Annotated in this window: 8 protein-coding genes and 2 other annotated features; all 8 genes read left to right on the top strand. The window is 35.4% G+C overall.

The annotated features are described in order from the left end of the window. The first annotated feature begins 520 nt into the window (after positions 1–520). The 8 genes from ACM5BR_RS04910 to ACM5BR_RS04875 all read left to right on the top strand — a co-directional run bounded on the left by ACM5BR_RS04910 (position 521) and on the right by ACM5BR_RS04875 (position 13,121). Complete coding sequence (locus ACM5BR_RS04910) at positions 521–3,229, top strand: GTP-binding protein (RefSeq protein ID WP_416826388.1); 2,709 nt, start codon at positions 521–523, stop codon at positions 3,227–3,229. Positions 3,230–3,409: 180 nt separating this feature from the next. After that, positions 3,410–4,267 carry a DegV family protein gene (locus ACM5BR_RS04905; protein WP_416826386.1) on the top strand — a complete coding sequence of 286 codons (858 nt, stop codon included), beginning with the start codon at positions 3,410–3,412 and terminating at the stop codon, positions 4,265–4,267. 155 nt (positions 4,268–4,422) lie between these two features. Beyond that, entirely contained in the window at positions 4,423–6,186 is a 1,764-nt protein-coding gene (locus ACM5BR_RS04900) for an ATP-binding protein (RefSeq protein WP_416826385.1), read from the top strand. 146 nt (positions 6,187–6,332) lie between these two features. Next, positions 6,333–6,567 (top strand) — a binding site (T-box leader). Positions 6,568–6,610: 43 nt separating this feature from the next. Next, positions 6,611–6,839, top strand: a binding site (T-box leader). A gap of 271 nt (positions 6,840–7,110) precedes the next feature. Beyond that, the gene (locus tag ACM5BR_RS04895) at positions 7,111–8,202 is read left to right on the top strand and encodes a bifunctional 3-deoxy-7-phosphoheptulonate synthase/chorismate mutase (RefSeq protein WP_416826383.1); all 1,092 of its coding nucleotides are present in this window, start codon (positions 7,111–7,113) and stop codon (positions 8,200–8,202) included. A gap of 113 nt (positions 8,203–8,315) precedes the next feature. Then, entirely contained in the window at positions 8,316–9,482 is a 1,167-nt protein-coding gene (gene aroC, locus ACM5BR_RS04890) for a chorismate synthase (RefSeq protein WP_416826382.1), read from the top strand. A 63-nt stretch (positions 9,483–9,545) separates the two neighbouring features. Beyond that, positions 9,546–10,646: a prephenate dehydrogenase gene (locus tag ACM5BR_RS04885; protein ID WP_416826380.1), complete on the top strand. Its 1,101-nt coding sequence runs from the start codon at positions 9,546–9,548 to the stop codon at positions 10,644–10,646. Between the two features lie 14 nt (positions 10,647–10,660). Next, positions 10,661–11,956, top strand: coding sequence for a 3-phosphoshikimate 1-carboxyvinyltransferase (aroA, locus tag ACM5BR_RS04880; protein ID WP_416826378.1), 1,296 nt, complete (start codon positions 10,661–10,663; stop codon positions 11,954–11,956). A 76-nt stretch (positions 11,957–12,032) separates the two neighbouring features. After that, positions 12,033–13,121, top strand: coding sequence for an AbrB family transcriptional regulator (locus ACM5BR_RS04875; RefSeq protein WP_416826377.1), 1,089 nt, complete (start codon positions 12,033–12,035; stop codon positions 13,119–13,121). Positions 13,122–13,315 lie beyond the last annotated feature (194 nt).

Genomic DNA, 13,315 nt, shown 5'->3' with positions numbered 1-13,315 from the left:
AAGGAGATAGGCTTAATGAAACAATTTCTTTGTAAATTTGACACGAATCCAAATAATTGAAAATGAGAATCAAATAGGAAAAGAAATCCATTTAATTCCAGGAAATTATTATATAAAAACAAATGAATGGACTTTAAAAGAATGAATTTGTAATGCGTTGCAAATTCTGTCTTAATGAAATACCGATATCATAGTATAACAGTAATAAGGAATAACTTACATAGATTATTGAAATGAAATGTAAATAACACATCAAAAATGTGGTTTAAAATTGCATCGAAGTTTGATTTACTCTTATCAATATATTCTGTTTATAAATTAACGTATTTATACAGGTAAACAGTCTCGCAATGGCTAATTGTATATATAATAATCAGACATTTTTTAATACGTATATTTAATCTGCTGTCGTAAAAATGAAATGAAATTGCAACTATTTACTAACAAGATTTTGATAAAATGAAATAGAAAGCAAATAATTCTCTTAGGGAAGGAAAGCAATAAAAAATAGCAGGTGAAAATGATGATACTAGAAAAACAGTTAATTGAAAAAAAGTACTACGAAACGTTTTTGAAGGATGGAGAACGGATTCATCCTGTTCAAGCTTTAGGGGAAGAATATTACAAAGAACTGGGCAATGAAGATACAGAGTTAGCCTATATTCGCTTTGCACAAGGGGAAGTGTATTATCAGAATAAAGATTTTGAAAGTGCTATTTTCAAATGGGAACAAGTAGAAAATGATTTGCAAGATTGGGCAAAAAAGAATATCGCCGACTCATTATTTGAATTAGGAAAATTAGTAGATGCAGAAGAGAAATACAAATCGATTACAACTGAATCTATATCATTAACAATAGAAATTTTATTACAGTTGTTCTCACTTTATATAATAAAGGAAGAATATCCGAAAGCTGATGAAATAATTAAGCAGGCTGTAAAACTTGCTCCTGATTATCCAAATGTTACATCCGTAGCAAAAGTATTTTATGAAAAACATCAAGATTGGAATAGTGCTGTTGAATTAGCTGTTACGGAATTGATTCGTACAGAAGCTGTGTACTGGGCAGACATTCTTAAGCAATACGTTGAAGATAATCATTTGTCTGCAATTGAACCAAATTATTTTACGCAAGTACTATTATCACTATATAAAGTTGCTGATGAAAGATTTAAGATGCTTGTCGTCTCATTTTGGGAGAATTTTAGAAGGAAAGAAACATACATATCATGGATAGAAACAGTGAATCAAGTATTCTCACAAATTGAAGTACATCCTTATGAATCTTGGCATATCGTTGTTCATCAATATCTTGACTCCTACCGAGAACTTCTTGCTGGAACAAGATTTATTAAAATATTTAAACATGTTATGCCTATTCATTTGGAAAACTGGCTTAAGCTTTCGGATTCATCGGAATCTTTATTTGCTTCATCGGCTTTGTTAGCTTGGGAACAAGCATTTCCAAGTAGTATAAATGAACAAATGATTCAGTATGCTGAGCAGCTTATGTATGAATCAGGTGCTTATGAAGAAGGCTTACAGGATAGCTTACATTTGGTTGATGATATTATAACTTGGGCGGAACAAAAGAACGTAAACATTTCATATAAATGGAAATGGTATATGCAGCAACTTCTGGATTTCAATTCACATTATGTTACCATTTTAGGTATGAAATCTAGTGGTAAGGAAGCAATTTTGAATACAATTTTGGGTGAAATGGTGGAGAATGAACCTTCTTCTAATATAACGTATTTCCGCGATGATACACGTACATTCGCACAGCAAATTACGGATGAGAATGAAGAGGATTACGTACTTTCTAATAATACAATAGGAAATAGCATTATTGATTATCACCTTCCAAACCGATTTTTAAATAGAAATAATGTTGTCCTTATCGATATGCCAACGATACAGGTTGAAAAAGAAGAAGGATTTAATAAGCTTTCTTTTTCTGACACGATTTTATATGTACTACATGCCCATATGCCATTTACTGATCAAGAACGAGATAACTTACTTTATATTGAAAAGATAGCACCACATACGCACATTCATTTTCTAGTAAATAAAGCTGAAATACTTCTAGATAACCTTGAAGAGTTAAAAGAGAGTATTCATTCGTATTTCCCAAATGCTGCTATCATTCCTTTTACAAAAGAAGGGAATATATCCGATATAGCTAATTGTTTTATAAACGATTATCGTGGTCGTGATCTATTGACAGAACGAACTGGCCAGTTGTTACGGATGATACGAAATTTATTGACATATATACTTAGAAGCCGTGTAGAGGAAGAAAAAGCAATTGCAGAATCGATTACGTGGAATGATGAACTTGTAGTGAAATTAAATGGATTTATTAATAATGTTGTAGCATTAGAAAAAGAAAAAAGTATCAATATCTTCCAATCATATAAGGATATTAAAGATAAAATTTCATCTCTTTTATCTGAGCAAATTCCTAAAATATTGAAGGAGAGCAGTAATCTAGTCAGTATAGACAGCGACTTTAAAGAACTTCCTAAGCAATTGAACGACAACATGAATGAACGGATACAAAATTATGTAAATGAACATGTAATGCCTATATTCGTTAATCAAATGCTAAATTGGATTCATAACACGAAAGAAGAACTCATTACAAGTCAAGACTATCTGGATGAAACGAAAGAAACATTTAACACTTTATACGAGCAAGATCGACTGATTTTACAATGCGATTTCAAGGTGTTAGATGATTGGAGAAGAGATGTAGATCGCATTATGCGCAGGGTCCGTATTGATCAAATGAATATCATGTTGAAGTATACTACAACACAATTTGTATTAACTAGTACAGGAAGATTATTCGGCGGTTTCGAGCGAAGCAAAACAATGCTATCAAATCAATTTAAAAATTATGTAGAACAAAAGGACTATACAGAAATAACAGACGCAGTTATTCGAAGATTTTTTGCTGAATTCGAATTGTTTGAACGTGGAATTGAGCAAGACGTAGCATTATTCTATCGTGATGCTATCGGTGAGTTAAAACGAACAGTTGAAGAAACGCATATTGTGATCCAACAAAATCGTGATACATTAAATGAGATGAAGGCTAATCCTGAAACATATCATGACCCGATTACTTTATTTGAAATACAATTACGTCAACAAGAAATGATCTGGAATGTAGGAAAATTTCCGAAAGCAGCTGAAACACCCGTAGATTCCTTATAATAAATAGAATGCTTATACTAACATGACTGCAGATTTGTTATATTTCTGCAGTCATTTTTTCTAAATTCTAAAAAAGAGGCAATAAGTTTCCCATTTTCTCTATACCATATATAATGTAACAGGAACTCATTTTATTATTTTTACACATAGTATGATTTTTTAGAAAGGGCGTGAACGAAAATGACCGTCAAGATTTTAACAGATAGTGCTTCGGATTTACCAAAGGAGTTAGCGCAGCAGTATGACATTGAAGTTTTGCCGCTCCGTGTATATGATGAGCAAGAAACAGAATACTTTGATGGGGTTACGCTAAATGCAAATGACTTATTTCATAATATGAGAGAAGGAAAGGTATACAAAACATCCTTACCTTCCTATGAAACGATTCATCAAGTGTTTTTGGAATATGCAAAGAAGGAAATGACATGTATTTACCTTGCCTTTTCCTCTGAACTGTCAGGAACGTTTCAATCTGCACAATTAGTACAGGAAGATGTAAAAGAAGCTTACCCGGATTTTGATTTACATATTATTGATACAAAATGTGCCTCTTTGGGACAGGGACTCGTTGTTTTAAAGGCAGCTCAGCTTGCAAAACAAGGTGCGACAAAAGATGAGATATTACCATTTATTTGCGATTATGCTAGCCATATGGAGCATATCTTTACCGTAGATGATTTACAATATCTTGTTCGTGGGGGAAGGGTAAGCCGAGTTGCGGGATTTATTGGTGGATTACTTAATATTAAACCCCTTCTTCATGTAGATAACGGCAAACTTATTCCAATCGAAAAACTACGTGGTAGAAAAAAAGTGCTTCATCGTATGGTTGAAGTAATGGAGCAAAGAGGAGAGAATGTGTCGGACCAACTCATTGGCATTAGTCATGGTGATGATATCGAAAGTGCTACAGCATTAAAAAATATGATTCAAGAAAAATTCGGCTGTACTGATTTTATTATCGGTAACATAGGGGCAGCAGTAGGTGCGCATTCAGGCCCAGGAACGCTAGCTCTATTCTTCTTAAATAAAGAATAAAATGGAGATAAATTTATTTTAGTAGTATAATTCTTGTTTCTGGTTTTTTCTGTAAATACAGAGATATTTTCATAATTATGATGAACAGCTCTTTTCTGATAGAGTATTTTCCTATACAATCATAGTGCAAACTATTAGAAAAGGAAGTAAGTGATATGAACGAAATTGCAAATCCGATGCTTATGTTTATTGCAATCATTTTAACAGTTATTGCTTCTTTTACTTCGTTTGATTTGTTAGTGCTATTAAAAACGTCTGAAAGAAACAAGCGTTTTCTGTTTTTAGGTAGTATTTTTTCAATGGGGATTGGAATATGGGTTACAAACTTCTTTGGCGTACTTGCACGTGATTTGAATAGTCTCGGTTTTTATAACTTGTTAATTTTCGCCGGATCAGCTCTTATAGGAGTCCTATTAACAGGAGTAGCGTTTTATTGGATTCGAAAACGTATGATTCGACTTGTTGATGTACTTATTACGAGTATTATCATGACAGTAACCGCTTTGTTTCTCTTTGTTAGCAGTATGTATGGGATGAACATCGACTTTCATGCGGACATATTAGTATTTATTTTGTCTAGTATTATGATATTCATTGCATTTTTTATATCGTTATGGATGCTATTTCTTGCTAACAAAAGAAAGGACAGTCACCTATGGCTAAAACCACTTGGTGCATGTATAGTCACAGCTGCTATTATTGAAACCCACTTTCTTTTGATGCGTTCTACCATATCTCCTGAAACCGAAGTAAATATGACGGGCATGACGCAAGGAAATATTTTAATGTACATGATGCTTTTTGCGTCGATACTTATTCTAGGGAGTCTGGTCGTTTCTACAACAATAATTAGTAAGCGTTTAAGTACGAGAGACATGTATTTAAAGGATTTTGAATATGCTCTTGATGCCTCCTCTATTGTTGCTATTACAGATCCTAAAGGTTTCATTACATATGTGAATGATAAATTTGTAGAGATATCGAAGTATAGACGTGATGAACTTATTGGAGCAAATCATAGTATTTTAAATTCTGGCCAACATCCGAAGGAATTTTTTAAAGGTATGTGGAAAACAATCGGAAATGGAAAAGTATGGCATGGAGAAATTCGAAATCGTGCGAAAGATGGTACACTCTATTGGGTAGATACTACAATTGTTCCTTTTTTAAATGAGAATAATAAGCCCTATCAGTATCTAGCTATCCGAAATGATATAACGGAACGTAAAAAAGCAGAAGAAATGCTAAGACGGCAAGATAAACTGGCTGCTATTGGGCAAATGGCAGCAGGAATTGCGCATGAAATACGAAATCCTTTAACATCTATGAAAGGATATACAGAATTTTTACAGCTCGATGAACATGATGAAGAACGCAAGGAATATCTTGCTATCATTTTGGATGAAGTAGACCGTGTAAATGAAATCGTAGAAGATTTTCTGGTTTTAGCAAAGCCTAAGGTCGTACAGCTTAAGAGCCAAAATATCGTAGCAATTGTTCAACATGTATTAGCTCTAATGGAGTTTGATGCAAGAAAAAAAGGAATTCGCTTTATACTGGATTATAACTATGAAAACATTGTTGTGGACTGTGACGAAAATCGATTAAAACAAGTATTTCTTAACTTTATAAAGAATGGTATCGAAGCCATGCCAAATGGCGGAGAGATTCGATTGAAACTTGGTGTTGATGCTGGTCTTGTTCATATATCCATCCAAGATACCGGTGTTGGAATTCCAAAGGATAAACTTAAAAAAATTGGAGAGCCCTTTTTCACGACAAAGAAAAATGGAAACGGACTTGGTCTTATGGTGAGCTTTAAAATTATTGAAGGACATAATGGAAGAATTATGGTTGATAGCGAATTGAACGTTGGTACAACATTTACTGTTATATTACCTATACGAGAAATTGCATAGGTAAGTATTGTAAAATAATTTATTATGTTAAGGACCCAATACCTAATATGTGCTGGGTCCTTTTTTTGGCTAATAGAAAAAAATGCCCTTGACAGTGTAAGGAATAACAATCTATAATACAAATCATAGTAATTCCAAAAATTTATAACATTGCGACGAAGGGAACAAAGTAGTTTTTATCTTCTTGTTATAGAGAGCTGGTGGTTGGTGCAAATCAGTACAGAGATAGAAGCGAAGTACAATCCTCGAGCATCTTTTTCTAAATAAAGATTTATATCTTTATATTAGGAAAGACGGTCCTATAGGATCGTTATCAAGTAAGAGTGGCAGGCTTTGTCTGCAAATAGGGTGGTACCGCGATTATAAACAATCGTCCCTACTGAGCAATCAGTAGGGACTTTTTTATTAGGTAATATAAAATTTCATAATTGTGTTGATAGGAACAAGAGTAGTGGTTTTCTCACTGTTGCAGAGAGCTGATGGTCGGTGTAAATCAGTATATAGAGAATCATGAATTACAGTCCTTGAGCATTCTTTTCGAAATAGTCTTTGTTGCTATTGAGGGGAGAACGGTCGTATGAGATCGATATCAATGGAAAGTGGCAGGCTTTGTCTGCAAATAGGGTGGTACCGCGATAATAATCGTCCCTGTCACAAATGACAGGGATGTTTTTTATAATCTTAGAAAGTGCTACTATAGTAATAGGAAAGGAGAAGATGTACAGAGATCGTTCAAACGACATAAGAATCTCGCACATTCTTATTAAAAGCATTCAAACATATCAAACAAATTTTCTTCCCAAAACTAAATAATACTACAATTTAGAAGGAAAGGCAATATTCATTTTATGATGAATCAATGTGTTTGAATTGTAAGTCTTCAATTGAAAAAATACATTCCATATAAAATTAGGAGGTAATACAATGACACATGAATTAGATAAATTACGGGACAGAGTAGATGAAATTAACTTGCAACTTTTACACTTATTAAATGAACGTGGAAAGGTAGTACAAAAAATTGGTGAACAAAAGAAAGTACATGGTGTAAAACGATTTGATCCAGTAAGAGAACGTCAAGTACTTGATATTATAGCTGAGAATAATGAAGGACCATTCGAAACATCCACATTACAACATATTTTCAAAACCATTTTCAAAGCGAGCTTAGAGCTACAAGAAGATGACCATCGTAAAGCTCTACTTGTATCTAGAAAAAAGAAACCTGAAAATACGGTTGTTGATATTAAGGGCGTTAAAATTGGTGATGGATCGCAAACATTTATTATGGGACCATGTGCAGTTGAAAGCTACGAGCAAGTTCGTGAGGTTGCACAAGCGATTAAACAACAAGGCTTAAAGCTTATGAGAGGCGGCGCATTCAAACCTCGTACCTCACCTTATGATTTCCAAGGATTAGGTGTAGAAGGCCTAGAAATCCTTCGTAAGGTAGGAGATGAGTTTGATTTACGTATCATTAGTGAAATATTAAATCCAAATGACATCGAAATGGCGCTTGATTATGTTGATGTGATTCAAATCGGGGCAAGAAATATGCAAAACTTCGATTTGTTAAAAGCTGCAGGTAGAGTAAAGAAACCTGTCCTTTTAAAACGCGGATTGTCTGCAACGATTGAGGAATTCATGTACGCTGCTGAGTACATTATGGCGCAAGGTAATGATCAAATTATTTTATGTGAACGAGGTATTCGAACATACGAAAAAGCAACGAGAAATACACTTGATATTTCTGCAGTGCCAATTCTAAAGAAAGAAACACATTTACCAGTGCTTGTTGATGTTGTGCATTCTACTGGCAGACGTGATCTCCTTATTCCGACAGCTAAGGCAGCACTTGCAATTGGAGCAGATGCAGTAATGGCTGAGGTACATCCTGATCCTGCAGTAGCATTATCTGATTCTGCACAGCAAATGAACATTCCACAGTTTAATGAATTCATGACGGAATTAAAAGAATTTCATTCAAGATTAGCACCTTCAAAATCTGTACGATAAATTATCTGATTAAAAGCGTCCTCCTTCCTATAGTGGAAGGAGGAATATATATAATATAGGTAAAATGGAGAATGTCTCCGCTGACAAAATGTTATTTTTAAGGGGGTAAAAAAATGAGATATATAACAGCAGGTGAATCCCATGGTCCACAGTTAACAGTCATTGTGGAAGGTGTTCCAGCAGGTTTGTCGTTAACTGCAGAATATATTAATAACGAGCTTAGCAGAAGGCAAAAAGGGCATGGCCGAGGAAGACGAATGGTAATTGAAAAGGATCAAGTGAAAATTGTAAGCGGTGTTAGACATGGATATACGCTTGGTTCACCAATCGCATTGGTGGTAGAAAATAAGGACTATACTCATTGGACTCAAATAATGGGTGCTGAACCAGTATCGGAGCAAGATTTAGAGGAAATGAAGCGAGTTATTACAAAGCCGCGTCCTGGGCATGCGGATTTAAATGGTGCCATTAAATATGATCATCGAGATATTCGTAATGTGTTAGAGCGTTCATCTGCTCGTGAAACTACGGTTCGTGTTGCAGCTGGTGCGATTGCAAAAAAAGTATTAACAGAGCTAGGTATACAAATTGGCGGTCACGTGTTAGAAATTGGTGGAGTAGAAGCTGAATCTGTCAATTATGAATCTATTGAAGAACTTCAACGTATAACGGAAGAATCACCTGTTCGTTGTTTAGATAAACAAGCTGAAGAAAAAATGATGAAAGCGATTGATGATGCGAAAGCGAATGGCGATTCCATCGGAGGAATAGTCGAGGTTATTGCGGAAGGAATGCCAATTGGTGTAGGAAGCTATGTACATTATGATCGAAAACTAGATGCAAAACTTGCCTTTGCAATGATGAGTATTAATGCATTTAAAGGGGTAGAAATTGGGATTGGGTTTGAAGCTGCAAAAAAGCCGGGAAGTATAGTGCATGATGAGATTATATGGAATAATGGATATAGTCGAAAAACGAATCGTGCAGGTGGTATAGAAGGCGGAATGACAACAGGAATGCCAATTGTTATTCGCGGAGTAATGAAGCCAATTCCTACGTTATATAAGCCTCTGCAAACGGTTGACATTGATACGAAAGAGCCTTTTCAAGCAAGTGTCGAGCGCTCGGATAGCTGTGCCGTTCCAGCAGCAAGTGTTGTAGCAGAATCTGTTGTAGCATGGGAGCTTGCAAATGCGTTAGTTGAACAATTTGGAGTAGATCGAATGGACTTAATTTCAGAAAATATTAAGAAGCATCGTGAATACAGTAAAACATTTTAGTTCTTTTCCTTTTTTATAAGAATTCTTTTGATAATAATGGAAATAAGCGAAGGAATGATTACCATGCAAAAACAAGTACTTTTAGTTGGTACAGGTCTTATAGGTGGCTCAATTGCGCTAGCTATAAAAAAAGAACACGACGTTTATATAGTAGGATACGATATAAATGAAGAACAAGTAAAGCGAGCGAAAGAAATTGGCGTTATAGATGAAATTGGTAATCATTTGCTAGAAGAAGCTGAAAAAGCTGATATTATTATTTTGGCATCCCCAGTGGAAGTTACTGTTACTTTGTTAGAACAACTAGCAACATGTTCATTACGCGAACATGTCATTTTAACAGACGTAGGTAGCACGAAGGTGGAAATTATGCGTGCAGCATCTCAGCTTGCAAACCGTGGTATTACATTTATTGGTGGTCATCCGATGGCTGGTTCTCATAAAACGGGAGTAGAAAGCGCAAGGGCCCATTTGTTTGAAAATGCATTTTATATCTTAACTCCTTTCCCTAACACACCAGAAGAGAGTATCGATCAAATGAAGGAGTTACTAAAAGGGACACGTGCACATTTTCTAATACTTGACCAAAACGAGCATGACTATGTAACGGGAATCGTAAGTCATTTTCCGCATGTTGTTGCGTCTGGATTGGTTAAGCTCATTAAGAAACATGCTGATGAGAATGATTTTGTGACCGCTCTTGCATCTGGAGGATTTCGGGATATCACGCGTATTGCATCAAGTAGTCCGAAGATGTGGACGGATATTGTCATGCAAAATCGTACACAGTTAATTCATTTAATACAGGAATGGATTACCGAGATGAAACAAGTGGAAGAAATGATTGAATGCGAAAATAAAGAGGGTATTTATGATTTCTTTTTTCGATCAAAGCAATATCGTGACTCTTTACCTGTAAATACAACCGGTGCAATTCCATCTTATTTTGATTTGTATGTAGATGTTATTGATAAAGTTGGCGCTTTGGCTGATATTACATCGATATTAGCTAAGCATGATATTAGTGTGAGCAATTTGCAAATACTAGAAGTTAGAGAAGGCTTATTAGGTGTTTTACGAATTAGTTTGCAATCTGAGAAAGATCGTAGTTCCGCCAAGTCAAATCTAGAATCTGAACAGTACCAAACATACGAAGTATTATAAAGGAGAGTGGATGTATGCGAGTGTTACATAGTTTTGAAGATGGATTAAAAGGCGAGGTACGTGTACCTGGAGATAAATCAATTTCACATCGTGCAGTTATGTTCGGAAGTATTGCAAAGGGAACAACGAAAATTAAGGGCTTTTTACCGGGAGCTGATTGTCTGAGTACCATCTCGTGCTTTCAGAAGCTTGGTGTAACCATCACAAGACATGATGATGAAGTAGAAGTGATGGGAACAGGAATCGATGGATTGAAAGAACCAAACGAAATGTTAGATGTCGGTAATTCTGGAACAACAATTAGGCTTATGCTTGGAATACTAGCAGGAACACCCTTTCATACATGCTTGCAAGGTGATGCATCGATTGCAAAAAGACCAATGAAGCGTGTTACCAATCCTTTACGGCAAATGGGGGCATCTATAGATGGTAGGGAAGAGGGAACGTATACACCACTTTCTATACGTGGAGGTAATCTAAAGGGTATTTCTTACCAATCACCGGTAGCAAGTGCACAAGTAAAGTCTTCTATTCTACTTGCCGGATTACGTGCAAAGGGAACAACTTCTGTTACAGAACCACATATATCAAGAGACCATACAGAACGAATGCTGGAAGCCTTCGGAGTTCATGTAGAAAGAGAAGGAACGACCGTAAAGATTGAGGGTGGACAGCAATTACAAGCAACAAATATTGAAGTGCCTGGCGATATTTCTTCAGCTGCATTCTTCTTAGTTGCTGGAGCAATTACACCAAATAGTGATATTTTGCTTAAAAATGTTGGGGTGAACGAGACCCGCTCTGGCATTTTAGATGTATTAGAACGAATAGGAGCAAATATTGAAAAACTGAATAGTAATACTAGTTCGTTTGAACCAAGCACAGATTTACGTATCCAAACATCAATATTACGTGCAACGGAAGTAAAGGGAGACGAAATCCCAAGGTTAATTGATGAAATCCCTATTATTGCGCTTGCAGCAACGCAAGCCGAAGGGATTACGATTATTAAAGATGCAGCTGAATTGAAAGTAAAGGAAACAGACCGTATCCAAACGGTTGTAGAAGAACTAACAAAGTTAGGTGCAAAAATTGAGCCGACTGAGGATGGAATGATTATCTACGGCAAAACACCATTAAAAGGTGCTACCGTAAATAGCCATGGTGATCATCGTATTGGTATGATGCTTGCTATTGCTAGCTGCATTGCAGAAGGTGAAATGATCATTGAAGGTGCTAATGCGATTGATGTTTCATTTCCTAGTTTTTTTGAAACGTTACAAGCATTGAAAAAAAATGGCAGCGTTTAAATAAAATATCGTAATAGAGTCTTTTTGTACTATACATTCTTCCTATGTAAAAGACATAAGAAAGGAATGCTCTCATTTGCAACATCCAACAAGAAAAGAGAATCATGCTTGGCAAAGTGTGCTGTTTACTTTTGTTACGGATACAATAGGAGGATGGGTATTTAATTGGATGCACTTACCGCTTGCGTGGATGTTAGGTCCTATCATTTTTATTGTTCTAGCAAAATGGATATGGAAGATGAAAGTTGTCTGGCCCATTTACTTTAGAAGTAGCGGACTCATTATTCTTGGTTATACGCTAGGTACATCATTTACAAATGATGCCTTACAGCATATTAAGCATCAATTGCCACTTATTTTCTCTTACACGCTATTATTACTTGTAACCAGTACCATTATCGCTTGGTTATTATCGTTAGTTACGAATGCGTCATTTCGTACTACAATTATTGGCTGTATTCCTGGGGGACTTTCGCAAATGGCCACGTTAGCAGAAGAAATCCCAGGTGTTGATATAGCGAATGTTATGCTTATGCAGACCATTCGAATCATGGGTATTGTTGGACTCGTTCCGTTTATTGCATCCTTGTTTCCGGTTGGTCAGGAATTAAATATGCATCTTGAAGAAAATCCAAGTAGCTATTCTATTTTCCATATGATGTTGTATATTGTATGTATCGCGATTGGAATTTGGATTGGACGACGTATTCATCTTCCGACGCCATACTTATTAGCGCCAATGATCGTTACATCGATATTTGTGTTAAATGGATTTTCTCATCCAGCTATGCCTTATTCTATTACACTACTTGCACAGCTTTTTGTAGGAACTCATTTAGGTGCAACTCTGCACATCGAAAGTATAAAACAAGCAAAAAAGAATTTATTTTATTACATAATTGGAACGATGCTTCTTATATCTTTCGCTCTCATTTCTTCATTTCTCTTTAAGGGATTTGTACATAGTAGTTTATTATCCACCTTTTTAAGCTTTGCCCCGGGTGGCATTGCTGAAATGGGCACAACTGCGATTGTTATGCATGCTGATTTAGCAACCGTAATTAGCTTTCATTTGTTTAGAGTCTTTTTTATATTGCTATTTGTCACACCTTTGTTAAGTTATATATTGAGAGGAATGACCAAAAAAGTGAAAAAGTGTGGTTAGATCCTTTGTAATTCAATCCAGATAACGATCTGGATTTTTTTTATTAGCACTACATATTAAATTTCACATACCGAATTTTTTATAAAAAATACAAATAAGATCTATAAAAGAAAGATAAAGAACACACAGATTTATCCTACCAACATTAGTCTAAATCTTAAATAAAAAAAGGGATAAAAAGCAGGTATTATATT

This window comes from Ectobacillus polymachus (genome assembly GCF_048159605.1).
Classification (GTDB): domain Bacteria; phylum Bacillota; class Bacilli; order Bacillales; family Bacillaceae_G; genus Ectobacillus; species Ectobacillus polymachus.
The sequence above is the reverse complement of the archived record's forward strand: the minus strand, read 5'-3'. Positions and strand labels throughout refer to the sequence as shown.